We start from the raw sequence: 26,112 nt of genomic DNA on the forward strand, positions 1-26,112 counted from the left end.
ACTCACAGCTCGATAGGGAAATTCGTTAAATACGATGAGTAATTCCACGTTAAATTTATTGTCCGTCAAACCGAGCACTGAGCAACTTTATCAGCAATGGCTGAGTGAAGCCGTACGCTTGCGTGAAGAGCAAAGCGGTGCCCTAGAAGATAGCCAAGCCGTGCGCTTAGCTTTACAGCAACCGGCTGATTTAGCCGCTCGCCTGCAAGCTCGTGCTTTATTTTTAGCTAAGCGCGATGGCTTAGAGGCAGCCTTAGTGCAGTGGTTAAAAGGCATTAAGCTCACCCGCCTGTTATTCATACTGTTAGCCGTGCTGCTAGGAATTGGTTTAAGTAAAGCTGCCTTGCTTAATCAAACCGGCACGGTCAATGTATTTTTAGCCTGTTTAGCACTGCTCGGCGCACATTGCTTGAGTTTAACGGTTTGGCTAATCAGCCTGCTCAACCCTTACCGTAGCCCTAGCGCCTCAAGCATTACCCAAGCCGCGCTCTGGCTGAGTGAGCTCTTTGCCCGCCGTGCCAAGCAGGCACAGCTATTACCTGCGTTGATCATACTGTTACAGCGGCAAAAAGCATTAGTTTGGTTGTCTGCTAAATACTTACACCTCTGGTGGCTGTTAGTTCTGCTTAGTTGTCTGGCTAGTTTTTTACTGATGCTCAGCACTCAGCGTTATGGTTTTGCCTGGGAATCAACCATAGTCAACAGCCACGCCTTTAGTGGCTTTATTCAATTTATCGGCTGGCTGCCCCATAGCTTAGGTTTTCCACAGCCAAGTACCGAGCTCATTCAGCGCAGCGGTGAACTGGCCTCTTTTGTTGAAGCCGATCGACACACTTGGGCCTATTGGTTAGTTGGCTTAGTCGTTGTTTATGGCATTGTACCGCGCGCAGTACTCAGTCTCGTCAGCCACTATTTAGCTACCAATCGACTCAAGCAGTTAACCATTGATCCTCATTTACCGATCTGGCTAGAGCTGCACGAGCGATTAATGCCACGCCAAACCCAGGTGGTTGATGCAGCACCCGACACGATACATTTGCAGCCAGTCCATGCTCAACCGCAGTTTGAGTTAAATGCTACTCGTTCGGCACTGACCAGCCTTGAGATTAATCCTAAACGGCCATGGCCACCTAGCGTTACCGTACCTTATTTAGGCGCACTGGATAGCCGAGCACAGCGCCATTTGATTCTTGATCAGCTCAGTCAACAGCCACTGCAACGGTTATTAGTCGCCTGCGATCCTAGTAGCTCTATTGATCGTGGCACGCTCAATTTACTGGCTGATTTAACCCAGTTTTGTAGTGAGCTAAAAGTTTGGCTGCTGCCAGCGACCGAGCAGATTCACTATGACCCTGCACGGCTAGAAGACTGGAGTAAACGGCTAACCCAGCAGCAAATTGCCTTTACCAGCGCCCAAGATGCCCTGCAGTGGCTGGAGACTCCCCATGCATAAACCCTTATCTGTTGCTGTGGTGGGCCATACTAATGTGGGTAAAACCTCTTTAATGCGCACCCTAACCCGCAATAGCCATTTTGGTGAGGTTTCACCCCAAGCCACCACCACCAAACATGTGGAAGCCGCCCATTTAAAAGCCGGTGGCCAAACGCTGTTAACCTTGTTTGATACACCAGGCTTAGAAGATGCGGTGGGATTATTTGATTACTTAGAGCAGTTAAACGGCCGCTATACCGAACGCCAAGCCGGTCCAGAGTCATTAACTGTATTTCTTCAAAGCAGCGAAGCTAAGCAACGCTTTGAGCAAGAAGCCAAAGTATTAAAGCAGTTGCTCGCCTCTGATGCCGCGCTATATGTAATTGACGCTCGAGAAACTTTTTTTGATAAATATCGCGATGAAATCAGTATTTTAAATCGCGCAGGTAAACCATTAATCCCGGTGCTCAACTACATTCATGCTAAGGATCAACAGGTTGCAGATTGGCTAGCAGGCCTCGCCAAAATTGGCCTACATAGCGTGGTGCAATTTGATACGGTGGCACCGCCAATTGAGGGCAGTCAGCAACTGTTTCAGACCTTAAGTTTAATGCTGCCCCAGCATCAAACGGCGTTAGCTCAACTCAGCGCCGATCAACAACAGCAAGCGCAGCTACGCAAACAGGCCGCCTTTGAGCTAATCGCTGATTTACTATTAGATGTTGCCGCTTTTAGACGCCAAATTGATAGTAGCCAACAGCAATTAGAGTTACAAAAACACCAACAGACTACGCGTACACGGGAACAAAAAACCGTCGATCAACTGCTTAAGCTCTATGCTTTTGATAAAGACAGCGCTGCTGAATTTGACTTACCCATGACCGAAGGTCGCTGGGAGCATGATATTTTTAGCAGCGAAACCTTGAAACAAGTCGGTGTTAAAGCCACCAGTGGCGCACTTAAAGGAGCCGCCACTGGTGCTGTATTTGATTTAGCCACCGCTGGCTTTTCGCTAGGGGCAGGCACTGCTGTGGGCGCGGCGATTGGTGGCTTAGGTGAAGTATTTTTAAAATTTGGCCGGCAATTAAAAAGCAGCCTCACTGGAGAGGCTAGCCTAACCGTAGATGACAGTATTCTGCGCTTACTCAGCTTACGCCAATTGCAACTTCTTAATGCCTTGGAGCAACGGGGTCACGCAGCGCAAGATAAAATCTTGCTCAGCCTTGAGCAAACCCAGCAGTGGCAAGAGCAAGCACTACCTGAAGTGCTGGATAAAGCCCGTAGCCACCCCCGCTGGTCGAGTATGAATCCTGAATACCGCGCGGCCAGTAGTGAACGCCAAGCAGCAAAACAGGCGCTGACTCAACTTTTAGCCCACACATAAAAACGGATGCCGCGGCATCCGTTAAATTAATTGCCCTAGCTGCGGTTAACTTAATCGTCAGCGTCGGCCATTTGCGTTTGCAAGTAGTTTTGGATACCGACTTTTTCAATCAGCCCTAACTGAGTTTCTAGCTGATCAATATGCTCTTCTTCATCGTCTAGAATTTTACGGAAGATGTCACGGGTAACGTAGTCTTTAACTGTTTCACAGTGGGCAATGGCCTCTAGTAAATCAGCTCGGGCCTGGTGCTCAAGGGCTAGGTCACACTCCAGCATTTCCTGAGTGTCTTCACCAATGCGCAACTTACCTAAGTCTTGCAGATTAGGCAGGCCTTCTAGAAACAAAATACGCTCAATTAACGTATCAGCATGCTTCATTTCTTCAATGGATTCGTCATATTCAAACTTGGCCAAAGCTTCAAAGCCCCAGTCTTTGAACATACGCGAGTGCAAAAAGTACTGGTTAATCGCCACCAGCTCATTGCCCAGCACTTTATTGAGATGAACTATTACTTGTGCGTCGCCTTTCATGTCTTGCTCCTAATCAGCCACCGGTTTCGCCAATCATAACAGACCGAATCAACAACACTAAGGGGGAATTTTAACTCAAGGTCGCAGCGCTCACTTAAGCTTAAGCGCTGGCTTAAATGGCGTAAGCTAAGTCTTGGTTAGCCAAGCTCATTGCCGATAACACCGCTTGCTTAGTAATCTGCTTAGCTTCACAGGCACACTTGCCACATTGCATGGCACAGCCGGTTTGCTCACGTACTTCTTTCCAGCTCCGTGCGCCGTCGCTGACAACCTGATTAATCTTACGATCAGTCACGCCTTTACATAGACACACATACATAGCTAGCCCTCGAACTACCTGAATTAAACAATGACGCAAATGTAAATGATTCGCATATGTCTTTCAAGTCATTAACTGAATATATTTTGCTAGGCTAACGGTAAGGCAAAAAAAAGCCCGAGAATGCTCGGGCTTTTGAGTACAGCTTGAATTAACGCGCCGGACGATGGATATAAATATCCAGTTGATCAATCACGGTTTTGAGTGAGTCATTGCGCGCATTAATTTCTGCCACATAGATTTCTTGATCAGCTAATTGAATCAGTAAATCTTGTTTTTTAACCGCTGGCTTTTTCTTAGGCGCCGCTTGCAGCGTAGGATCTTCAGCATAAATATCAACTTTTGATTTTTTACCTTTTACCTGCTGATCAAAGCGACCATCAGCGACTAAATCGCCTTTGACCGTAATTTTAGTGGTGTAAGCCACGCCGCCCACATCAGCCACTAAATGACCTTTAAGATCACTATTAAAGGTAATGTCTTGGCCTGAGTCGTTTTTGATAATCAAGTAGCCATCTTGATAACTCACATTAAAGGCTTCTTGAATCGACCCTTTAAACGAGTTGTAGGTACTACCCGAGTAAAATACCGACAGCGGATACAAAATAACGCCAAGGAAAATCAACGCCATTAACGCTTTTTGCGTAGCTTTTACCCAAAAATGCGACTTCGGCAGTTCAGCACCTTCAGTTGCGGCCACTTTAGCCTGCTGTTTTAAAGCGAGCTTTTTCAGCCCATAAACAATTGCGGCTAAAAATAAAAGTACCAAAAGACCTTGGAAGAACCCAAAAACAGGGTAGCCTCCCGAGACCATGTAATTAATATCTTTGATCATAGAACACCGTGTTATTTGTTAGACATCGAGTTCCTGCTATCGATGTAATAATAAGTCCGTTGTACCAAACGTGCTTCAAGATAAGGCCTGCGACCTATCTAAACCTAGGAAGTCTAAACCAGATACAAGTGGGTTAAAAGTGAGATTTATTTCCACTTATGGCCAAATCCGCTAAACCTCTTGGTTTTAGCCATAAGCTCACTTCTGTTTACCTCAACTATCGCTTTAATTAACGTAAAGACAAGATAGTCCAGCCGCGCTCTTGGGCAATGGCCCGCAGTGTATCATCTGGATCGACTGCCACTGGGTAGGAAACCTCTTCTAGCAAAGGCAAATCATTGTGCGAGTCGCTATAGAAGTAACTGCCCTCAAGGCTAGCTGCTTTATGCTGGGCTAACCACTCGTTTAATCGAACCACCTTGCCTGCATGATAGCTAGGCTGGCCAACCACCTGACCAGTATAACGACCATTTTCCATGCCGCATTCAGTAGCAATCAGGTAATCCACACCCAAACGCTTAGCAATCGGCCCAGTAATAAAGCGGTTAGTCGCGGTAATAATCAGCAAGGTGTAACCTTCCGAGCGACGCTTTTCTAACAGCGCTTCACCTTTAGCTAAAATAATTGGCTCAATGCAGTCACGCATAAACTCAGCGTGCCATTGAGCTAATTGCGCTGGCTCTGCTTTGGCTAAAATTTCTTGGCTAAAATTTTGATACGCCAAAATATCTAACCGTCCAGCCAAGTAATCTTCATAAAAAGCATCATTACGCGCCTTATATTGCTCAGCATCTAAAATTCCACGCTGACAGAGGTACTCGCCCCATAAGTGATCACTGTCACCACCGAGCAAAGTGTTGTCTAAATCAAAAATAGCCAAACGCACGTTTCTGTTCCTACTGATCTACACAAAATTAGGCAGCAGCATAACGATTTTTTAGACTAAAGCCTATTGTCTAGGCTCAAGTGAATCGCTAATTGCTCAAGCGGGGTGCTTTGTGGAACAATGAATTCATTATTTTTTACTGGGTATGCTGACATGATAGACGCAGATGGCTTTCGCCCCAACGTCGGCATCATCCTTGCTAACGACCAAGGCCAAGTCCTTTGGGCACGCCGTGTTAATCAAACCACTTGGCAGTTTCCCCAAGGTGGAATCAATCCCAATGAAGATGCAGAAGATGCCCTGTATCGCGAACTTTACGAAGAGATTGGTCTACAGCGAGAGGATGTCGAAATTCTAGCCTGCACCCGTGGCTGGCTTCGTTATCGGTTACCACAACGCCTAATTCGCACACACAGTTATCCGGTGTGTATTGGCCAAAAACAAAAGTGGTTTTTATTGCGCTTAAAAAGTGCTGAAGAACGGGTACGCATGGATACCACAGAAAAACCTGAATTCGATGGTTGGCGTTGGGTCAGTTACTGGTATCCTTTAGGTCAAGTGGTTACTTTTAAACGCGATGTCTATCGCCGAGCATTAAAGGAATTGGCCCCGCGCCTTACGGTGCGCGACTAACTAAAGATTACCGTGCCAGAATCGATCCCAACCAATAGCGTGCTGCGCACGCTCAGCCATATCTCCCAAGCGGTGAATGGCGCCAAAGATTTGCCTGCCTCCTTAGCCATTATTGTGAGCCAAGTGCGGCAAGCAATGCGCAGCCATGTGTGCTCGGTCTACCTAAAAGACCCGCACAGCCATCGCTATGTGCTGATGGCCACCGAGGGCTTAAATAAGCGCTCGATTGGTAAAGTCAGCATGGCGGCTAATGAAGGCTTGGTTGGTTTAGTTGGCAGCCGGGCTGAAACCATTAGCTTGGAAGATGCCACCAGTCACCCACGTTTTCGCTATTTTGCCGAAACCGGTGAAGAACGTTACTCCTCCTTTTTAGGCACCCCCATTATTCACCACCGCAAAGTGCTGGGGGTGTTGGTGGTGCAGCAAAAAGAACGGCGACAGTTTGATGAGGCCGACGAAGCTTTTTTAGTCACCATGAGCGCCCAACTTTCAGGGGTGATCGCCCACGCCGAAGCCACTGGCTCGATTCGTGGCCTTAATAAGCGCGGCAAAGGGGTACAGGTTGCTCGCTTTAGAGGAGTGCCTGGGGCGCCTGGGGCAGCCATTGGTAAGGCGGTAGTGGTGCTGCCTATCGCTAATCTAGATGTGGTGCCCGATAAGCCCAGCCATAATATTGAGGCTCAGCTCAAACTGTTTAATCGCGCCTTAGATGCAGTTCGCGAAGATATTAAAGTGCTAGCTAAGCGCCTTAACAGTCAACTACGCCCTCAAGAACAAGCGCTGTTTGATGTGTATCTGATGATGCTCGATCAAGGCGCATTACCAAGCGACGTAGTACGCGTGATCCAATCAGGCCAATGGGCCCAAGGGGCATTACGGCAAGTGGTGCAACAGCATGTGCAGCGCTTTGAGAAAATGGAAGATGCCTACCTCAAAGAGCGCGCCCAAGACATTAAAGATTTAGGCAATCGCTTACTGGCCTATTTACAAGAAGTTGAACACGAGCCGATTAATTACCCCGAAAACACCATTCTCATCAGTGAAGAATTGTCGCCAGCAATGCTTGGGGAAGTACCCGCTGGTAAATTAGCCGGGCTGATTTCGGTGCAAGGTTCGCGCAACTCCCATGTTGCTATTTTAGCCCGGGCGATGGGGATACCGACGGTAGTGGCCGCCGGTGATTTACCCTATTCGCGCCTGAATGGGATTGAAATCATTATTGATGGTTACCACGGCGATATTTTCACCAACCCAACACGGCTGCTGCGTGAGCAATACACCGAGATGATTGCCGAAGAGCAGCAACTCGATCAAGAACTAGACAACCTACGACATCTACCCTGCGCTACCTTGGATAATGTACGGATTCCGCTATGGGCGAATACCGGACTCATTGCCGATGTGCAACGGGCACAAAACCGCGGCGCCGAAGGTGTAGGCCTGTATCGCTCAGAAGTGGCCTTTATGGGTGCAACCCGCTTTCCTAGCGAAAGCGAGCAAATTGCTTTGTACCGGGAGCACTTACAAGCCTTTGCCCCACAACCGGTCACCATGCGCACCTTAGATATTGGCGGCGATAAACCCCTTAGTTATTTTCCGATTAAAGAGAAAAACCCCTACTTAGGCTGGCGTGGAATTCGGGTCACCTTGGATCACCCGGAAATTTTCCTGGTTCAATTGCGCTCCATGATGGAGGCCAGCGTTGGGCTCAATAACTTACGCATTTTACTGCCCATGATTTCCGGCATCGCTGAGCTTAAAGAAGCGATTCACTTTGTGCACCGCGCTTGGGTGGAGCTACGTAACGAAGGCTTGGACGTAAAGCGTCCGGCCATTGGGGTGATGATCGAGGTGCCAGCCGCAGTCTATCAAGCCTATGATATTGCCCAGCTGGTGGATTTTTTATCGGTTGGCTCCAATGATTTAACCCAATATTTACTGGCAGTAGATCGTAACAATGCGCGGGTTGCCTCGCTGTACGATTATTTTCACCCCGCAGTATTAACTGCCTTACAGCATGTAGTGGAAGCGGCCCACCGCTTAGGTAAGCCCGTTAGTATCTGCGGTGAAATGGCCGGTGATCCGGTTGCTGCAGTGCTACTGCTAGCCATGGGCTTTGATAATTTATCGATGAACGCTACCCAGCTGCCAAAGGTCAAGTCGCTACTCAGGCAAATTACTGCCTGCCAAGCCAAGCAACTACTCAATGAAGCGATGCAACTTGATGAGGGGGCGGCCATTCATCATCTGTTAAAATCAGCGCTAAAAAATATGGGGATTAATCCTCGGCTTAATATCGCGCTCACCTAAGCGCTGTATTACTCGTCAGGCTAAAAATCACCCCATAATTGCTGCGCCACACTCAAAGCGACCACTGGCGCGGTTTCGGTTCTTAGCACCCTTGGCCCTAAACGTGCAGGTAAAAAGCCAGCACCAGCGGCTTGCGCTACTTCTGCTTCTGTTAAGCCTCCTTCTGGCCCAATCAAAAAAGCTAAGCTATTTGGCGGTTGATGCGCGGTTAACGGCTGCGCCACAGGATGCAGTACCAGTTTTAAATCGGCTTGCAGCGCTTGCATCCACTCGGCAATCGCTTGCGGTGGATGAATTACAGGAATCGTTGAACGCCCACATTGCTCGCAGGCACTAATGGCAATTTGTCGCCAATGCGCTAAACGCTTTTCTGCCCGCTCATCATTTAGCCGCACTTCACAGCGCTCGGTAAATAAAGGGGTAATTTCAGTGACACCCAATTCGGTTGCCTTTTGAATCGCCCAGTCCATGCGCTCACCGCGGGATAATCCCTGACCTAAATGAATCGCTAAGGATGAGTCCGGCAAACCGGCCACTTGCTCAGTCAGTTCTACACTGACTACCTTTTTGCTAATCGCGGTAATTTCGCTGAGGTACTCATGACCGCTGCCATCAAATAGTTGAATCTGTGCCCCCACCGCTAAACGCAGCACCCGACTTAAATAATGGGAGGTCGCTTCTGGTAAATGAACGGTGCCTAACGCCAACTCAGCGTCTACATAAAATCGCGGTAAACTCATCAAACTGTCTCTGATTCCAATTAAGCAGCGGGGTATTTTCTGCAATTCTTGCCTGCATTACTAGCCACTAATGGGCTAGCAGTTGCTTTAGCTGCTGATCGGTTAAAAAATCGGTATCTATTTTTAGTGCACCACCAGTGGCTAGCGGACTAAATAAAAAGGTGTTACCCGCACTAGAGAACGCATAAAAACCAGGCTGTTGACCTAACTTAAACGGCAAGCTCGGATGCGCTTTAAAGGTGGCACTAAAACTTTTATGAACAGCCTGACACCCCTCAGATAGTAGCTCTGGCTGGTTGAACTGGTTTAATAGCGTTGCCAATTTACAGGCTGGATCTAGCTCGGGCTCTTTGCTAAAAGCCAAATACTGTTTGCCCTTAGCTGTGCTGTACTTCAACAGCAACAGATCAGCATGCGGTTGCGCCACAAACAGTGGATTAAGCGGCGCATTAAATCGATAGTGCTGAAAAACCACCTGCAAACTGGTTACCGGTTCAGCCTGCACGCTCATCACTAACGTGAGTGCCAGTCCCCCTAAAAATAGGCCTAATTTTCCCATGCTTTTCTCTGTGCAAAAATTGGCGGTATTAGCCGCTTACCTGATTGACGTAAAGGTTAACTTAAGGGATGGTAAAGCCCTGTAGATTATTTTTTCTTACGCCCGCTTTGGAGCCTCTAATGACAACAAAAGCCACCTTCCACTGGGATGATCCATTACTGCTTAATCAACAGCTTAGCGAGCAAGAGCGCATGGTACAGCGCACCGCCGAGCAATTCGCCCAACAACACTTAGCTCCCCGAGTGTTACAAGCCTTTCGTGAAGAATACACTGATCCCGCTATTTTCCGTGAACTCGGTGAAGCCGGTTTACTCGGCGCTATGCTACCTGAAGCTTACGGCGGCAGCGGCATGAACTACGTGAGCTACGGCTTAATTGCCCGTGAGGTTGAACGCGTAGATTCTGGTTACCGTTCGATGATGAGTGTACAGGCCTCCTTAGTCATTTTGCCCATTTACACCTTTGCCACTGAAGCGGCTAAACAAAAATACTTACCCAAGCTCGCCAGCGGTGAATACATCGGCTGCTTTGGCTTAACCGAACCCGATCACGGCTCAGACCCAGGCTCTATGGTCACCACTGCGAAAAAAGTCGAGGGCGGCTATCGCTTAACGGGCGCTAAAATGTGGATCACCAACAGCCCGATTGCCGATGTGTTTGTAGTCTGGGCCAAAGATGAAGCGGGTAAAATTCGTGGCTTTATTTTAGATAAAGGCGCCGAAGGGTTATCCGCCCCAGTCATTCAGGGCAAAGTTGGCTTACGCGCCTCCATCACTGGCGAGATTGTGATGGATAATGTGTTTGTTCCAGAAGAAAACGCCTTCCCTGAGGTACGTGGCTTACGCGGGCCCTTCACCTGTTTAGACTCTGCCCGTTACGGCATCAGCTGGGGCGCAATGGGCGCCGCCGAAGACTGCTGGCACATGGCGCGTCAATACACCCTAGATCGCAGCCAATACGGCAAACCGTTAGCCGCCAATCAGCTAGTGCAGAAAAAACTCGCCGATATGCAAACCGAAATCACCTTGGCTCTACAAGGTTGCTTACGTTTAGGACGCATGAAAGATGAAGGCAGCGCCGCGGTGGAAATCACCTCGATCATGAAGCGTAATAGCTGTGGTAAAGCCCTAGATATTGCCCGCGTTGCTAGGGATATGCTGGGTGGTAATGGCATCAGCGACGAATACCGCATCGCCCGCCACCTAGTAAACCTGGAGGTGGTTAATACCTACGAAGGCACCCACGACATCCACGCCCTTATCCTTGGTCGCGCCCAAACCGGATTACAGGCGTTTTTTTAACCCCTCCCCCCTTCGCGAGACGTTAACTCAGCCCAAACTTTAATTAACGTCTCGCGAAAGCATAGACCTTGACGAAGAAACTGCGTATTATAGCCGCCGCTGCACCCGTAGCTCAGTTGGATAGAGTGTCGCCCTCCGAAGGCGAAGGTCACAGGTTCAATTCCTGTCGGGTGCGCCATTTCCCTTTAAAATCAGCATGTTACAGTTGCTGTTTTTTCCTAAATTGAGACCATCTGCAAACCTACAAAAAGCAGAGGTCATTTTTAAATGATCCATAGAGCAGATGTGATGACATCAGCCTGCAATGGTCGCAAAAAAGCTGTTTTACTATTGAGACCAAACAGAGACCAGCTTGTTTTTGCCCCCAAAAATTCAGCTTTAGAAATGACTGCCGCCTTAGAGACCGATAAAGACCAACAAACACCATGCGCCAAAATTGACTTACTGCTCTTTACCGACAGCGCGATGGCTAGATGTTTGCAGGATGTGTTAGCTAAATAGCCCGAAGTTATTTCCCTAGCTTCGAGCTATTTCAATCACTCTACCTGAATCTCTACAAGCACATCAGTAGCCCATTTCTGCTCTGAGTTCTGCACTTCTGCCGTATCAATAATCTTGGCCATGTGCATCACTTGGTTCTCCGTTGACTGTTCAAAGTCGAACCATATATCCCTATGGGATCCAAAACGTAATCTCCAATAAGAGACACCTTGGTCAAACCTGACTTTCAGAGTTTTACCACTTTCAAGTTATTCTGTTTTTTCCTGTTACTCTGCTTCAAAAAATTCCGCATCTCTTTCAACACCGCCCTTTTAACCCCCGCCAATTGTTGCCAGCGGCTGTGTAGCTTTAATGCGGTGCTGAAGTAATACAGCGTTGGGTTGTTGATGACTTTTTCATAGTCCGCTGCAGTGATGGTTAGCCAGATACCGCCGGCATAGTAGTAATGCGCGGCTTGGTAACGAATGGCGTAAGCGCGGTAAGGCGTATTGGCGCACTCGCTAGATGAGCGTCCAAGGCGCTGGGCAGATAATCCAATCAGTAAAGGCGTTATTTGCACTGGGTGAGGCTGGGCGAGCAAAGTAAAGCTTGCTGCTGCCTCGATCAATTGAGAGTCCCCGACTAGCGCTTGCAACTCAGATAGCGGCTGTAAGCCTTGCTGTAACTGCCAGAGGGTTGCCCAGTAATTAGCCCTTGTCTAATCTTGCAATGCTTGGTGCTGCGCGGTGCTTAGTTCCAGCACCTGATCCTGCGCCAGCCAATAAAACTGGCTACCAGTCCAGACCTCAAACGCACAGTAGTTTTGCCATAGCGTCCCCGCTACTAACGACTGCTGGGCGGCGTAGATGGCTGGTACGACTGGCGAGCGCCAGTCAATCGACATTGGTGAAATACGTACAATGGGAGTAGAAATCAAACGCATGGTTTTTCCTCTTTAGCTATTTTGACCGTTGTCGGGGGATAGCAATCAGGTACAAATCACCCCAGTCTAAATAACGGCAGACCACGCCTAGCTTGTGCATTAATTTTGGGCACAAAAAAGCCCCCATGTAATAACACGAGGGCCGACGGTATTCCCATGGAATTGTTTCTATAGAAACCACATTCGCTACAGCGAACCACCTTACCTGGGTAGGCAGGTTGGTATGGGCGTCGGCCCAACTCTTAATGCGCGGGCTAAATTAAGCGCTTTTACGCCTGCTGTCAACTACAGGGCTCGCCGCTGCAGCTGAATCTGCACTGCGAATGCCTGTTAGCAGCAAACTGCCATTATGCGGATCTTGCATAATGTGGCAATGCACACCATACAGCTGCTCAATTAAAGCCGAGGTAATCACTTCAGCAGGCTTACCTTGCGCCATAATTTGTCCATGCTTTAACGCCACAATATGGTCGGCATAACGACAGGCAGAAACCATATCGTGCACCACCATCACAATGGTTTTACCCGCCTTAGCCAACTGCTGAATAATTTCAAACACTTCAATTTGATGGCCTAAATCTAAGGCTGAAGTCGGCTCATCTAACAGCAATAAGGGCGTACTTTGGGCCACTGTCATTGCCAGCCAAGCGCGCTGGCGCTGACCACCTGAAATGGCATTGAGAGGCTGATCGGCTAAGGTTTGCAGATTCGTTAAACGTAGCGCATCTTGCACCACCGCTTCGTCCTCTGCACTCCATGACTGTAAAAAACCTTGGTGCGGCTGACGGCCAAAACGGATCAGCTCTAATACGGTTAAACCATCCGGGGCTTGGGCTTCTTGAGGCAGTAGTGCCAACTGCTGCGCCACTTTGCGGGTCGCGATGCGCTGAATCGACTGCCCATTAAGCAACACATGCCCGGCTTTAGGCGCTAAAACGCGGGCTAAGCCAGACAGTAAAGTAGATTTACCACAGCCATTCGGCCCAATAATCGCGGTAATTTGCTGTTGCGGTAAGCTCAGCGACAACTGCTGAATAATTTGCTGATCGCCATAACTAAGGCTCAACTGCTCAGCACACAACTCAACCTCAGCAGCTGCTTGACCTAAACTAGAGTTAAAAAAATTCATAACGTACGTGGCTGCGTTTTACGCAACAAAATCCAAAGTAAATACGGACCGCCAACAATGGCAGTAATTAAGCCGACTGGTACCTCAATGGGGCTAAACCCATGCTGCCCGACTAAATCGGCGAGCAGCATCAAGCCACTGCCAATCACCGCCGATAATAAAACCGGTACCCGATGCGCAGCACTGAGATTACGAGCAGCCTCAGGAGCCGCAAGCGCAATAATACCTACCGGCCCCACCAAAGCGATCGAAAAGCCCGTAAGTAAGACTGTCACCATCAAGGTTAACCAGCGCGTGCGTTTGACTGCAGTGCCTAACCCAATGGCAATGGCTTCTGAGAGCCGCATGGTATTTAAACTGCGCGCCAGATATAGCGCCGCCGGTAGCCCCAACACTAAGGCATAGGCTAGCCAATAAATGGCTTGTTCGGGTCGTCCATTAAGGCTACCCACCGTCCACGGAAAGGCGCTATTAGCACTGTCCATATCGGTCCGCGCCAGCATAAAATTAGTGAGCGCGCCAAATACCGCTCCTACGCCAATTCCCATCACAATAAAGCGATAACCCCGCGCTCCAGCGCCCGCACTTAAGCCAAAAGCTAAAGCGGCTGCCGTTGCGGCCCCGGTTAAGGCTAATACCGGCGCAGCTAAACTAATGGGCACGGCAACAATCGATGCCACTGCAAAAGCGGTGGCGCCATTATCTAAACCAATAATATTGGGGGTAGCCAACCGATTACGGGCTAAGGTTTGCAGTAAACAACCGGCCGTGGCTAATGCTGCGCCACTTAACAGCGCGGCGATAATCCGTGGCAAACGCAACTCTTGGACTAAAAACACGCTAACCGCATCGCCGTGGCCAAACATAGCTAAAATGCCCTGCCATAGCGATAAATCAGCCTCACCTATCACTAACGCAAAGCTAATTAAGCCCAATAAAATCACCAACACACTCAGCCATTGCAGTAGCGCTGATCTTGTTAATTGCTTGTTCATAACCATCACGGCACTACAACGTAGGTAAACGGCGCTGGCGCACCACTAAAATTAAAATCGGTGCACCAACAAAGGCGCTAATCACGCCAACGGGCAACTCATAGGGCGGCACTAGTAAGCGCGACAAAATATCTGCCGCTAGCAGCACCACTGGACCAAGCACAAGTGAGGTAACAAATACCCGACGAATATCAGGCCCGACGCAGGCTCTGGCAATAAAAGGCACGACCAAACCAATAAAAGCGATGGGACCTGCGGCGGCGGTGGCCGCACCCACTAAAATCGCCACCGCCAATAACGCCAATAACTGCAGCACTAAAGGTTTATGCCCCAGTCCTTGGGCGATACGCTCACCTAAGGCCAAAGCCGATAAAGCGCGCAAATTCAGCGCCACTAAGCACAATCCGGCTAAAATTAAACTGCCGCTGACCCAGATCGCTTCTGTGGGACGCCCAGCCAGTGCACCAATCAGCCAAAAGCGCATTTCATCGGCCGTACGCTGATCTTGCAGTAATATCACGCTAGTAATCGCCATCAATAAGCTAGAAAACGCCGCACCGGCTAGGATTAACCGCACTGGATCGCCTTTCACGCCTTGAATTTGAGTGGCCGCTAATACCAATAAACAGCCAACTAAGGCGCCGGCAATCGCCACCCACACATTCACAGTAGCAGCACTGGCGCCCCAATAAATTGCCATCACCACGGCAAACGCGGCGCCCGCACTCACGCCCAACAATCCTGGTTCAGCTAGGGTATTACGGGTAACGGTTTGCAGCACCGCGCCCGCTACGGCCAAGGCACTCCCCACCACCAGCGCCAAGCCTAAGCGCGGTAAGCGCAGCTCAAACACCACAAACTGCGCCTCACTCAGCGCCTGAGTGGGCGTCATTATGGCCCGCAGGCTTTGACTGATACTGACTGGGCCAGCGCCTAACAATAAGCTCAGCCCAGCCAAAACTAGGAGCAATAATCCAGCTCCTAATACAGTGAATCGCAGCTGATGTTGCTGGCGCGTTTTAGTGCTCGGCATGGTCAGCCAAGCGCTGTAAATCCTGTAACACTACCTGCGCCGCTAAAGGGCCCGAGCCACTGCTCCAGACTTGGCCATCCACCGCTAACAGATGATTATTTTTAACTGCAGTTAAACGCTGAAAAGCAGGCTGTTGCTTGGCTTGCTCAAGCGCCTGTTGCCCTTCGGCATTTAAAGTCGCTAGAAAAATCCAATCGCCATCGGCTTGCGTTAGATTTTCTAAACTTAAGGTGTCGCTATGGGGCTTATCGGTAATGCGATCAGCCAGCGCAATAGTATGTAAGCCCGCCTCACGTAACATTTGGCCTGCAAATAACTGGCTCGACATAATAATCGGGCCCTGTGGATTCCAGCGCAAAACCGATACCTTAAGCGGTGCGGCGTGCTGTTGACGATAGCTTTGCAGAGCGGCAGCAATTTTATTTAATTGCAAATCCAGCTCGGCCTCTTGATCTAAAGCCTGAGCATAAACCCGCGATAAATCTTGCCATGGCGTGTCTAGCGAGGAACCTTTAGGCTGAATGGTCGGCGCAATTTTGGCGAGCTTGTCATAAAACACTGCCGAAAAATTCGCTGGGGCCAAAATCAAATCTGGCTTTAAGCGTAAGATGGCCTCTAGGTTCGGCTCACGGACACTGCCAACAATGGCAATTTTATCCTGTAGATGCTCGGTTAAATAAGGGGCTACCTCGGTACCACCACGGGTAGCTAAGGTGCCCACTGGTTGAATGCCCACGCTCAGCGCCACATCCAGCGCCGTTTCATCCAACGTGACCACCCGCTGCGGCTGCCCCTCTAGGGTGATTGGGCCATTGGCTGTATCCAGTGTTCGCGGCGCTGCCGTTACCTGTAAAACTGTTCCTAACAGCGCTAACGCTAAAGTAAATTGCGCTACACCGCGTTGAATTGATAACACCACCTGTGCCTCCCAAATAGTCTAAATCAGACCGATATTGATAATCGTTATCAATAAAGCCTAAAACTATCGTTTGCTGGGTGCAAGGTTTGTTTTAATTTTTTTCTTAAAAACAGCAATTCAAGGAGGGTCACAGACTACAATTACTGGTATTACCCGTAAGACACCGACAAAGCTATTAATTAGCCACTTGCCGATGCCTTAAGGGTACTAGGATTAGTTTCGAGCAATACGCCCTGCCATTGGTGAGGAAGGACTGGCTAACTCGCGGCGTGGCATCCGGCCTGCTAAATAGGCTTCCCGGCCTGATTGCACAGCCAATTGCATAGCACGCGCCATGGCGATCGGATCAGCAGCATGAGCAATCGCTGAGTTCATCAATACCGCATCACAGCCTAGCTCCATAGCCATAGCCGCTTCATATGCAGTACCAATTCCTGCATCAATCAAGACCGGAACATTAGCCCGCTCAATAATCAAACGGATATTATGTGGATTTTGAATACCGCAACCTGAACCAATCAACGAGCCTAATGGCATCACCGCACAACAGCCTATCTTTTCTAGCTCCAGCGCCACGACTGGATCATCGCTGGTATACACCATGACATCAAAGCCTTCTTTAATTAGCTCTTCTGCCGCTTTTAAGGTTTCAACGACGTTGGGATATAAGGTGTTATCGTCAGCCAATACTTCAAGTTTAACTAGGTTATGCCCATCCAATAATTCGCGAGCTAATTTGCAAGTGCGTACTGCCGAGCGCGCATCGTAGCAACCGGCCGTATTCGGCAAAAAGGTGTAGCGATCGGGCGGCAAGGCATCCATTAAGTCTTGATCAGCTGCTTTACTGCCAAACTGGGTGCGACGTACTGCAAAGGTCACTACTTCAGTACCACTGGCGGCTAAAGCCCGCACCGTTTCGTCATAGTCTTTATAGCGACCAGTACCCACCATTAAACGCGAGTTAAACTGTCTTCCAGCAATGATCAAGGGTTTGTCTAAAGATTGCGTCGTCATGGGTGTTGTTCTCATTTTAGATTGAACCCCACTGCACTCAGTGGGGAGTGGTTATTGCTTGACGGATAGCCTCATCCCCCACCAATTGCATGCACAATCTCAATTCGATCTTGTGCTTGTAACTGGTAAGTTGCATGCTCACTACGCGATAACACTTCCTCGTTTACTTCTACCGCTACCCGTTTATCTTGCAGTCCTTTGGCTTGGAGTAAGGCTAATACCGTACAACCCGGATCTAGCACTTTTGGCTGACCATTGATTAGTACCTTCATTACAGCCCTCCTAAGCCAAAATAAATACAAGCTAGAACAAATAGCAATAACAAAATAGTCTCGGCAACCATTAAAATCACAGGTTTCCAACCGACTACGGCTAATTTTTGGAACGAGGTTTTAATCCCTAATCCTGCAATCGCAGTCACTAAACACCAACGTGATAAGTCAGTAGCTGCTTCAGCAACACCTAGCGGAATCCAGCCCATGCTGTTGATTAACACAATCACTACAAAGGCTACTAAGAAACTTGGCAGGGCCGGCACCTTACCTTGCCCCTCACTCGCCTGTGCCCGTTGCTTGCGATAGAGATACATAAATACCATTACCGCAGGCACTAACATTGCTACTCGCAGCAATTTAACAAAGGTTGCCACATCGCCTGCCGACTCAGAAATGATGTAACCTGCCCCTACGACTTGAGCTACATCATGAATGGTGCCACCTAAAAAGATCCCCGCTTCTGTATCCGTTAAACCAATCCAACTGACCAACAAGGGGTAGGTGATCATGGCTACGGTTGATAAGGTGGTTACCCCCACCACCGTTAAAATAGTATTACGCTCTTGGTTCTCGTTACGCGGCATCACTGCTGATAAAGCTAATGCAGCGGAAGCACCACAGATCGCAACGGAACCTCCTGTGAGCAACCCCAAATCCTTACTCACACCCAGCATACGAGCCAACACCACGCCCATTGAGATAGTAAAGATCACCCCGCTAATCACAATAATAATTGGCCCAACCCCTAAGGTTGCAACCTGCTCTAAAGTAATTCGCACCCCTAACAAGGCCACCCCAAGCCGTAGAATAGTCCGTGAGGAAAACTCAACACCGGCTAAACAACGTCCCTCTTCAGAGAGAAAGTGCAAGGTCATCCCAAACAACAATGCATACAGTAAGGTAGGACCACCGTAGTGGTCCGCGATAAAGGTGGTTGCCATGGCAATGGTGGCGCAGATAATAATCCCGGGCATCACCTTGCGCGCGGTTTCCAACAAAACCGTTGGAGCGTATTTAGACTGTTCAGCAATTGACATATTTTTATCCTTAAGGCCGTGCAACCGGCACTACAACAACAGGAACTTTGGCTCGCTTAATAACGCCTTTGGTGACCTTGCCAGCATAGGTAGCTAAATAGCTGCGCTTATTAGCGGCCATTACAATCAGGTCAAATTTGTTGGCATTAGCAAAATGTGCAATGACTGAAGCGGGATAGCCTTCTAACACTGACAAGGTCACTTCTCGTCCTTTCATTGCTTCAAATAAGGCGGGAAATCTGCCCCAAAACGCTTCAATCTCTGCTTCTAATTCAGCCCGTGATTTTTCAATCCGGCTGTCCATTAACGAGCCCAGCACTTCTCGATCACGGATGTTTACTTTGAGGGTATTCATCACATCATCGGCAAGGGATTTAACAACATATAAAATATGTAATGTGGCGCCAGTTGCTAGGGCAAGATTGATACTTTCCTCGATTACATTGTCGCAATTACCACGCATGCCTAAGCTGCATAAAATACGCTTAATTGGTTTGGCCATTGTGCTCTCCTCAGTGACCCAGTCCCCACCGGGTCACTCATAGTGTTAAAAATTATTGGCTTAGTAGCCCATTACCGAAGGCAACCACAGCGATAACTGTGGGAAGTAAGCAATGACAAACACCGCGGTAATTGAAGCCGCTGCGAAAGGCAGTGCTTTGACTGAGATATCTTCAATTGAGGCGCCACCAATACCCGAGGCAACAAATAAGTTTTCCCCTAATGGTGGTGTTTGGAAGCCAATAGCTAAGGCGCAGACCACGACAATCCCCACATGCACAGGATCCATTCCAACCATATACATAATGGGCAGCAGTACCGGCGTCAGAATCATGATGGCGGCGAGGGTTTCCATAAACATGCCAACAAACAGTAAGAAGCCAATCACCATGGCCCAAATAGCATAGGTATTAGTGGTTAGGCTTAGCATCGCCTCAGCAATATGTGCTGGAACTTTATTTTCGACTAATAAGCGACCAAATACAGTGGCAGTAAATAAAATCAACAGCACACGACCAGTAATCCACGTGGTTGTTTCTAAGGTACGTAGTGCAGACTTGAGCAGTAACTCTTTGTGGATAAAAATCCCCACAATTAAGGTATACACAATGGCAACGACTGCAGACTCTGTCGGAGTAAATAGCCCAGAATAAATCCCCCCCAGAATAATGATCGGTGCCAGCATCGACCAAAAACCTTTGCGTAGCGCTGTCCAGATGGCAGAGTAAGACCAGTTATCACTCAAGCCTCGGTAACCACGCTTACGTGAAATAACGTAGTTAATGATGAGTAAGAAACTGGCCATCACAATGCCTGGAATAACGCCTGCTATAAACAGTTTAGGAATAGACAGGGTTTGGAAAGAACCATGCAAGGCAATAGCTTCAGCTGGTGGCTGTAAACCCATGCCGGTAATGCCAAAAATCACCATCGGGATAGAAGGTGGAATCACTACTCCCAACCCACCCGACGAGGCGGTAATCGCTGAGGCATAGCTTCGGTTATAGCCGCGATTAGTCATGGCCGGAATCATCAGCATTCCTACCGCCGCAGTAGTGGCAGGGCCAGAACCAGAAATAGCACCAAAAAACATACAGGCAAAGACAGTGGCCGCACCTAAGCCACCCGTCATCGGACCGGCAAAGGCTTCAGCAATATCGACCAAGCGTTTAGAAATACCTGCTGCCTCCATTAACGCCCCCGCTAAAATAAACGCAGGCAACGCCATCAATGGGAACGAGCCCACAGAAGTAAAGGCCATCTGAACAAAAGCCAGTGGATTTTCACCCAAGGCCAAATAAGCGGCTAAGGCAGCTACCGCGAGTGACACGGCGATGGGCGCACCCAACACCAAGAGTAAAAAGAACGCGCCAAACAAGACGCTGATCAGTGTGGTTTCCATGATTATTTTTCCCCGATGACCTGGTGTTGTTGTTCTTGATCTTCGCCTTTCATCAGGCTGTCGAGTGCTTTTGCTTCAGGGTCAATAAGCTCTACTTTTTTCACAAAACGCAGATAATTATTTTGGATAATCCGCAGGGTCATAGCGGTAAAGGCTATCGGCAAAATAAAGTAGAAATACTTCATGGGAATTCCCATCGTCTGGGACTTCCAAAACAGATTCATTTTGTTAAAAACGAAGTCGTAACTTAAGTAAACGAAGAAGGCGTTAAAGCCAATCCAGACGATATCGGTCAAGACCGCACAGAAGGTCCCCACCCATCGCGGCAACCACTTAAACTGAAACAGTACGCGGTTATGGGCTGACATTTTGGTGGCATAAACAGCGCCTAAATAGGCAAACCACACAAATGCATAGGTCGCTAATTCATCCCCCCAAGGAATGGAGTAGCTAAATAAGTTTCTCAGTATGATCTGCAGAAACAGCAACACGACAAAGGTTACCAAGAGCAACTGACACAGCACGCTCTCAAAATTATCAATTAATTTGAATAGAAAGTTTTTCATCAACATCACCTGACAAGAAAGACTCCACAACCAACAGCCCCCCGCACGACACAGGCGGACTGTTGATACAACATGAAACGCGTCTAGTTACTTCTCAGGGGCAGGGTCACGGCCTAGCGTACTTAACACACGGTCAAGTTTGTCTTTACCACCAATGCTTTTATAAAATTTCGGCCAGATTTTAGTGGCTTGAGCAATCCACTCACTCTCATTATCTTTGGGCTGCACAATGGTCATGCCACGCTCTTCAACCAGGCTCTTTTTAATCGCCTGCTCTTTGGCTTGTAAATAAGCATAACTGTGTTCAGTTGCTGCTTTACCTGCCTCGATTACCGTTGTTTGCATCTCAGGGCTTAAGCTTTGAAAAACACCTTCACCCATAACCAATGGCTCTAATGAAAACACATAGCAGCTATCTGTGATGTACTTTTGCACTTCATAGAATTTCATCGCGTCTATCGTGATGTAAGGATTATCTTGGCCATGTACTACCCCCTGCTGTAAGGCGGTAAAGGTTTCCGACCAGGCCATCGGCGTTGGGTTAACACCCCATGCTTGATAAGAGCCGATCATAATTCCATTCTTGGGCACACGAATCACTAATCCCTTAAGATCAGCTGGCGACTCAACCGCGCGTACTGAGTTGGTCAAACGCCGGCACCCTGAATAGGCCCAACCTAAAATTCGTACACCTGCATCACGGATAGTGTCATCAGCCAGTTGCTTACCAATTTCACCTTGGGTGAGCAATTTGGCATCTTCGGCACCATGAATCACATAAGGCAGTGTCAAAACACCGACATTGGGTGAAAAGGGCGTGATGTTATTAACTGCCAGAATAGAGAAATCCAGCAAACCCATGCTGGCATTATTAATAGTGTCTTCTTCACTGCCTAACTGGCCGTTAGGAAATAAATTAATTTTGTATTTGCCGTCCGTACGCTTTTCAATTTCCTCAGCAAAGCTTTTACCTAATTCATACTGAGTTCCACCGGCTGCATCACCAATGGCCATTTTCCAAGTTGCAGCTAGGCTGTTAGCACTAAAAGCTACGCACGCAGCGGATATAACAACAGAAAGTGCTCGTTTGTAAGTTCGCATATTGGTTATCCTATTTTTGTTATTGTTTTGTAGGGGTTTAGCAGCAATCAATCGCCTGCTTTTGCCCTAGCACTAAGTGCTTGTTATTGCTAATACGGCATTTATTGTTACTTACGCCTCTTTTTTACCCACTCTGCTACGCATTCAATAGAGCCAACTACTGACCTTGTGTTGGGCCAGTATTGTTAGGCAATTGCTGAAGCTTCCTACTACCTACTGACTAAGCGAGCCAACCGCTAACTATGCCATACTCTGGTGCCTCAAATTTCTCCAAAGCCGTTCAGAGTTTTTTGTCCCATGCTACTTTTTCATCTAGATTCAAAACTGCCAGAAACCTTGCAGCGACAGCTCTACAAGAAAATTGCTAATGCAATTTTGGATGGTCAAATTCCTTTAGATAAAGCCTTGCCTTCAAGCCGCAAACTGGCCAGTGAGTTAAATGTTGCACGCAACACTGTGGTTTTGGTGTATGAGCAATTATTAGATGACGGTTACCTGCTAGCCAAAAGTCGTAGCGGTTTTTTTGTCAATGCCGACATTTTACAAGGCCATGCACAACAACAATCAGGCGCCAAAAACACACAGGGACAGCCGATCGCTTGGGAAAACTTGCTGAGTATTCGCCCTTCCTTGCAACACAACATTCGTAAACCCAAAGATTGGTACAACTACGAATTTCCTTTTTTATATGGCCAACTGGATCCAACCCTATTTCCCACGCAACACTGGCGCGAATGCAGCCGTGATGCGATGAATGTGCAAAACATTCGCAGCTGGTCAATTGATCACTTTGATGAGGATGATCCATTACTGGTGGAGCAAATCCGCACACGCTTATTACCCCGACGCGGTGTCTGGGCTAAAGCTGAGCAAATTTTAATTACTGTCGGCACGCAACAAGCGTTATGGATGACCGCGCAATTATTACTTAAACCTAATCGACGTTTTGGCATGGAAAATCCAGGCTACGTTGACATGTACAATATTGCGCGCTTATTTACTGACAATATTCAATTACTAACGGTAGATGAACAAGGCATGCAGCCAGAGTTAATCGCTGCAGATTGTCAGCTAGTCTATGTCACACCAAGTCATCAAAGCCCGACCAATGTCACTATGCCGCTCAAGCGTCGCCGGCAATTATTGGAACTGGCTGAAAAAAACAATTTTCTGATTATTGAAGATGACTACAACAGCGAAACCAACTATGAAAGCAACCCGACTCCGGCGCTAAAAAGCTTAGATCAGAATGATCGGGTCATTTATATGGGCAGTCTTTCTAAGACCCTGGCCCCAGGCTTAAGGCTAGGCTACATGGTGGCCCATCCCACCTTGATTCAAGAAATTCGCGCGATGAGACGCTTAATGCTACGCCATCCTCCAGCCAATAATCAGCGCACCTTAGCGCTGTTTATTGAGCGCGGTTACCACGACGTGCTGTTACGTCATGTCCATCGAGTCTTAAAAGAACGCTGGAAGTGCATGAGTGAGGCGCTACAACGCCATCTGCCACAATTTAGTACAGCTTCCAATGTCGGGGGAACGAGCTTTTGGTTAAAAGCACCCGAAGGCTTAGATTTTCGCAAACTTCAGGCCTTAGCCCGTAAACACAGCATTTTGATTGAGTGTGGTGATATTCATCACTTTGCTCAAGGCGAGCATGAGTATCTACGGCTAGGATTTACCGCGATTCCAGCAGAAAAAATTGAGCCAGGCTTAACATGCTTGGCTCAATTAATTCCTTTAGCGATGACTAAACGTCAGTCCTAGGGTTAGGGGCGTTCGTCTTTTAGATGATACCAACGATAGAGAAAACTCTGCCCCATTCGTCTAAAAGGCGCAAACATTTGTGACTCAACCATCTCTTTTACATTAGGGAAAGGTAATTTCGAGTTAAAAATAGGCAAACTCATATCAATTCTATCGCCTGCAATTAACTGCGCTAAGCGCTTACCCGCCTGAGCTGAATACATAACGCCATTACCACCATAACCTAGGGCGTAATAAATCGTCTGCTTAGGATCTGGCTGGAAGATACGCGGCATCATATCGTGACTGACATCCACCCAACCCCACCACGAGTAATCAATCTCAACCCCTTGCAACGCAGGAAATTTACGATGCAAATCGTTAATCAGCATGTTTTTGTATTTGGCTTGCGGCGCATCTAACCCAGTAATTGCACTGCGGCTACCAATTTGCAAACGATTATCTGGCAGTAACCGATAATAGTGCCGCAAAATGCGAGTATCGGTAATAACCTGACGAGTACGCATATTACAGGCTTCAATTTCAGCGTCCGTCAGCACCCGTGTGACCACAGAGTTGGATAACACCGGCAACAAACGATTCTTCAATTGGCTGTGTAACCCTTGCGAAGTATAGCCGCCCGTCGCCATTCCTACTGAACGCGCCTTCACTACGCCACCTGGGGTTTTTAAGTAATGTATACCATCGCGGGTTTCCCAGCCCTGCACTGGACTAGCTGGGTGAATTTTCACTCCTAGTGCCCGCGCTTTACGATGATAACCAAAAGCTAATTTACCAGCGTGAATTCCAATACCTTCTGGCTCATGCATCGCCCCTGCTGCTTCCTGATCACCTATCCAGTCTCGTTTAACAGTGTCAGCATCTAGGATCTGCGCATCATAATTGAAGGTTTCGCGCAGCAGTTTTGCCTCTTTCTCAAGAATTGGCATTTGTCGATCACGGTGGGCCACATATAAGTGCCCACCCGGCTGCGGTTCGCAATCAATATCTTTAATTAACTGCTTAAAGGTTTCCATGCCATCTAAGCATTCTTGGTGCAGTTTATGCGCAATATCTAAACCATAGCGATCAATCCACTGCGAGCGTTTGAGTCGTCCGGTGGCACATTGCGCTTGCCCGCCATTACGTGTAGAACAACCCCAGCTTACACGGTTGGCCTCTAATACCGTGGCTTTAATACCATAATTTTCAGCCAAGAAAATTGCCGCAGTTAAGCCAGTAAAGCCGGATCCTACAATCACTACATCGGCTTCTAGGTCGCCTTGCACAGGGCCATCATCCGCAGGTGGCTCACCTGCAGTACCAATCCAGTAGGTCGGCGCATAGTCGCGGCCACGGCCGGGCGTTTTGCTAGTCAGGGGATCATAAGCCGGATCATACGGCTGCATCGGAGCGGTACTACGTTGCTCCGCAGCTTGCTCCCTTTGCTTATTTAGTTCTACAGTCATGACGGTTTCCTCGTGATCGTTACTATTAACTTCTGCTTTAGCAATCAGGCATTAATAGGCGGACGATTCTTACGAAACGCATTTTTAATCGCGATTTTTCCATCACGGAAAGTCAAGACATCAATCATGCGTGCTTCAGTACGTAAACCATCAAGCGTGGTGCCCTTATACGTGGTTTCCATAAAGCCTTTATCACCAATTACGTAGTACTCACCATCCACCCAGCACGCGTCGGGTGCATTTTTCCATGCATTGGATAAGCCCACACGCACGGCTTCCGGTCCAACAAAGCTGGTGCCCTGTAACTCACTGCCCGCCACGCCGTTAAATACGCAGTCATCGGTCATCATTTCGAGTAAGGCATCAATATCATGGCGGTTAAGGGCATCGCCGAAGGCTTTTAAGAACGCAACATCTGGTTGGCTCATAGTGAACTCCACTTATTTAATCAGTTTGTAATTATTATTCACGCCCAATCGCTGGAAACGTGTGCAGTGCAGTCTACGACAAGCTATTGAGCTGGCATTAGCGCCAGTTATCAGTGTTTGTTTGGGCCAGTATTTTGCATTT

General features: G+C 48.2%; 28 protein-coding genes, 1 tRNA gene and 1 riboswitch. Of the genes, 8 read left to right on the forward strand and 21 right to left on the reverse strand.

The features are described 5' to 3' along the window. Positions 1-34: 34 nt before the first annotated feature. Entirely contained in the window at positions 35-1,453 is a 1,419-nt protein-coding gene (locus AKN87_RS07640) for a DUF2868 domain-containing protein (RefSeq protein WP_053103030.1), read from the forward strand. Next, on the forward strand, positions 1,446-2,816 hold the full coding sequence (locus tag AKN87_RS07645) for a DUF3482 domain-containing protein (RefSeq protein WP_053103031.1): 1,371 nt from the start codon (positions 1,446-1,448) through the stop codon (positions 2,814-2,816). Before AKN87_RS07640 ends, AKN87_RS07645 begins: the two co-directional genes overlap by 8 nt. A gap of 50 nt (positions 2,817-2,866) precedes the next feature. Here AKN87_RS07645 and bfr read toward each other — a convergent pair whose 3' ends face one another. From bfr to AKN87_RS07665, 4 genes are all read right to left on the reverse strand, one after another. Further along, entirely contained in the window at positions 2,867-3,346 is a 480-nt protein-coding gene (gene bfr / locus AKN87_RS07650; RefSeq protein WP_053100582.1) for a bacterioferritin, read from the reverse strand. Positions 3,347-3,458: 112 nt separating this feature from the next. After that, positions 3,459-3,665 carry a (2Fe-2S)-binding protein gene (locus tag AKN87_RS07655; protein WP_053100583.1) on the reverse strand — a complete coding sequence of 69 codons (207 nt, stop codon included), beginning with the start codon at positions 3,663-3,665 and terminating at the stop codon, positions 3,459-3,461. Between the two features lie 151 nt (positions 3,666-3,816). Then, positions 3,817-4,500 (reverse strand): hypothetical protein, encoded by a 684-nt coding sequence (locus AKN87_RS07660; protein WP_053100584.1) that lies wholly within the window; start codon positions 4,498-4,500, stop codon positions 3,817-3,819. A 229-nt stretch (positions 4,501-4,729) separates the two neighbouring features. After that, the gene (locus tag AKN87_RS07665) at positions 4,730-5,386 is read right to left on the reverse strand and encodes a histidinol-phosphatase (protein WP_053100585.1); all 657 of its coding nucleotides are present in this window, start codon (positions 5,384-5,386) and stop codon (positions 4,730-4,732) included. Between the two features lie 153 nt (positions 5,387-5,539). On the opposite strand from AKN87_RS07665, the gene AKN87_RS07670 reads away from it, so the two are divergent. Together AKN87_RS07670 and ptsP are read left to right on the forward strand one after the other, a co-directional pair. Further along, on the forward strand, positions 5,540-6,019 hold the full coding sequence (locus AKN87_RS07670) for an RNA pyrophosphohydrolase (RefSeq protein WP_053101915.1): 480 nt from the start codon (positions 5,540-5,542) through the stop codon (positions 6,017-6,019). Between the two features lie 39 nt (positions 6,020-6,058). Continuing rightward, the gene (ptsP, locus tag AKN87_RS07675; RefSeq protein ID WP_053103651.1) at positions 6,059-8,329 is read left to right on the forward strand and encodes a phosphoenolpyruvate--protein phosphotransferase; all 2,271 of its coding nucleotides are present in this window, start codon (positions 6,059-6,061) and stop codon (positions 8,327-8,329) included. Positions 8,330-8,349: 20 nt separating this feature from the next. On the opposite strand, the gene AKN87_RS07680 is transcribed toward ptsP, so the two are convergent. Both AKN87_RS07680 and AKN87_RS07685 read right to left on the reverse strand, forming a co-directional pair. Next, positions 8,350-9,069 (reverse strand): 16S rRNA (uracil(1498)-N(3))-methyltransferase, encoded by a 720-nt coding sequence (locus AKN87_RS07680; RefSeq protein WP_053103032.1) that lies wholly within the window; start codon positions 9,067-9,069, stop codon positions 8,350-8,352. Positions 9,070-9,136: 67 nt separating this feature from the next. Next, positions 9,137-9,628 (reverse strand): hypothetical protein, encoded by a 492-nt coding sequence (locus AKN87_RS07685; protein ID WP_053103033.1) that lies wholly within the window; start codon positions 9,626-9,628, stop codon positions 9,137-9,139. 119 nt (positions 9,629-9,747) lie between these two features. On the opposite strand from AKN87_RS07685, the gene AKN87_RS07690 reads away from it, so the two are divergent. From AKN87_RS07690 to AKN87_RS07700, 3 genes are all read left to right on the forward strand, one after another. Next, the gene (locus tag AKN87_RS07690) at positions 9,748-10,929 is read left to right on the forward strand and encodes an acyl-CoA dehydrogenase (protein WP_053103034.1); all 1,182 of its coding nucleotides are present in this window, start codon (positions 9,748-9,750) and stop codon (positions 10,927-10,929) included. A 101-nt stretch (positions 10,930-11,030) separates the two neighbouring features. Continuing rightward, a tRNA-Arg gene (locus AKN87_RS07695) sits at positions 11,031-11,107 on the forward strand. A gap of 107 nt (positions 11,108-11,214) precedes the next feature. Continuing rightward, positions 11,215-11,430, forward strand: coding sequence for a hypothetical protein (locus tag AKN87_RS07700; protein WP_148561496.1), 216 nt, complete (start codon positions 11,215-11,217; stop codon positions 11,428-11,430). A gap of 226 nt (positions 11,431-11,656) precedes the next feature. On the opposite strand, the gene AKN87_RS07705 is transcribed toward AKN87_RS07700, so the two are convergent. The 13 genes from AKN87_RS07705 to AKN87_RS07765 form a co-directional block, all read right to left on the reverse strand. Further along, complete coding sequence (locus AKN87_RS07705; protein ID WP_053109687.1) at positions 11,657-12,037, reverse strand: hypothetical protein; 381 nt, start codon at positions 12,035-12,037, stop codon at positions 11,657-11,659. 90 nt (positions 12,038-12,127) lie between these two features. Further along, positions 12,128-12,352: a hypothetical protein gene (locus AKN87_RS07710; RefSeq protein WP_053103037.1), complete on the reverse strand. Its 225-nt coding sequence runs from the start codon at positions 12,350-12,352 to the stop codon at positions 12,128-12,130. A gap of 148 nt (positions 12,353-12,500) precedes the next feature. Next, positions 12,501-12,606, reverse strand: a riboswitch (SAM-I-IV-variant riboswitch). A 5-nt stretch (positions 12,607-12,611) separates the two neighbouring features. Beyond that, positions 12,612-13,481, reverse strand: a complete 870-nt coding sequence (locus tag AKN87_RS07715; RefSeq protein ID WP_053103038.1) for an ABC transporter ATP-binding protein — start codon at positions 13,479-13,481, stop codon at positions 12,612-12,614. Further along, the gene (locus AKN87_RS07720; protein WP_231692529.1) at positions 13,478-14,476 is read right to left on the reverse strand and encodes a FecCD family ABC transporter permease; all 999 of its coding nucleotides are present in this window, start codon (positions 14,474-14,476) and stop codon (positions 13,478-13,480) included. The genes AKN87_RS07715 and AKN87_RS07720 overlap by 4 nt, the downstream gene beginning before the upstream one ends. Positions 14,477-14,489: 13 nt before the next feature. Then, complete coding sequence (locus AKN87_RS07725) at positions 14,490-15,509, reverse strand: FecCD family ABC transporter permease (RefSeq protein WP_053103040.1); 1,020 nt, start codon at positions 15,507-15,509, stop codon at positions 14,490-14,492. Continuing rightward, positions 15,496-16,428 carry an ABC transporter substrate-binding protein gene (locus AKN87_RS07730; protein WP_158487667.1) on the reverse strand — a complete coding sequence of 311 codons (933 nt, stop codon included), beginning with the start codon at positions 16,426-16,428 and terminating at the stop codon, positions 15,496-15,498. Before AKN87_RS07730 ends, AKN87_RS07725 begins: the two co-directional genes overlap by 14 nt. 213 nt (positions 16,429-16,641) lie before the next feature. Further along, positions 16,642-17,442: a thiazole synthase gene (locus AKN87_RS07735; RefSeq protein WP_053103042.1), complete on the reverse strand. Its 801-nt coding sequence runs from the start codon at positions 17,440-17,442 to the stop codon at positions 16,642-16,644. 71 nt (positions 17,443-17,513) lie between these two features. After that, positions 17,514-17,714, reverse strand: a complete 201-nt coding sequence (thiS, locus tag AKN87_RS07740) for a sulfur carrier protein ThiS (protein ID WP_053103043.1) — start codon at positions 17,712-17,714, stop codon at positions 17,514-17,516. Continuing rightward, positions 17,714-18,754 carry a YeiH family protein gene (locus tag AKN87_RS07745; RefSeq protein ID WP_053103044.1) on the reverse strand — a complete coding sequence of 347 codons (1,041 nt, stop codon included), beginning with the start codon at positions 18,752-18,754 and terminating at the stop codon, positions 17,714-17,716. The genes thiS and AKN87_RS07745 overlap by 1 nt, the downstream gene beginning before the upstream one ends. Before the next feature lie 10 nt (positions 18,755-18,764). Then, entirely contained in the window at positions 18,765-19,256 is a 492-nt protein-coding gene (locus AKN87_RS07750; RefSeq protein ID WP_053103045.1) for a universal stress protein, read from the reverse strand. 60 nt (positions 19,257-19,316) lie between these two features. Next, complete coding sequence (locus AKN87_RS07755; protein ID WP_053103046.1) at positions 19,317-20,657, reverse strand: TRAP transporter large permease; 1,341 nt, start codon at positions 20,655-20,657, stop codon at positions 19,317-19,319. A gap of 2 nt (positions 20,658-20,659) precedes the next feature. Further along, entirely contained in the window at positions 20,660-21,223 is a 564-nt protein-coding gene (locus tag AKN87_RS07760) for a TRAP transporter small permease (RefSeq protein ID WP_199533063.1), read from the reverse strand. 87 nt (positions 21,224-21,310) lie between these two features. Then, positions 21,311-22,324: a TRAP transporter substrate-binding protein gene (locus AKN87_RS07765; RefSeq protein ID WP_053103048.1), complete on the reverse strand. Its 1,014-nt coding sequence runs from the start codon at positions 22,322-22,324 to the stop codon at positions 21,311-21,313. A gap of 297 nt (positions 22,325-22,621) precedes the next feature. Between AKN87_RS07765 and pdxR the strand changes: the two genes are divergently transcribed. After that, positions 22,622-24,094, forward strand: a complete 1,473-nt coding sequence (gene pdxR, locus AKN87_RS07770) for a MocR-like pyridoxine biosynthesis transcription factor PdxR (RefSeq protein WP_053103049.1) — start codon at positions 22,622-22,624, stop codon at positions 24,092-24,094. A gap of 2 nt (positions 24,095-24,096) precedes the next feature. Here pdxR and AKN87_RS07775 read toward each other — a convergent pair whose 3' ends face one another. After that, positions 24,097-25,542 carry an NAD(P)/FAD-dependent oxidoreductase gene (locus AKN87_RS07775; protein WP_053103050.1) on the reverse strand — a complete coding sequence of 482 codons (1,446 nt, stop codon included), beginning with the start codon at positions 25,540-25,542 and terminating at the stop codon, positions 24,097-24,099. Positions 25,543-25,586: 44 nt separating this feature from the next. Beyond that, positions 25,587-25,970, reverse strand: a complete 384-nt coding sequence (locus AKN87_RS07780; RefSeq protein WP_053103051.1) for a nuclear transport factor 2 family protein — start codon at positions 25,968-25,970, stop codon at positions 25,587-25,589. Positions 25,971-26,112 lie beyond the last annotated feature (142 nt).

The organism is Thiopseudomonas alkaliphila (assembly GCF_001267175.1).
GTDB classification, from domain to species: domain Bacteria; phylum Pseudomonadota; class Gammaproteobacteria; order Pseudomonadales; family Pseudomonadaceae; genus Oblitimonas; species Oblitimonas alkaliphila.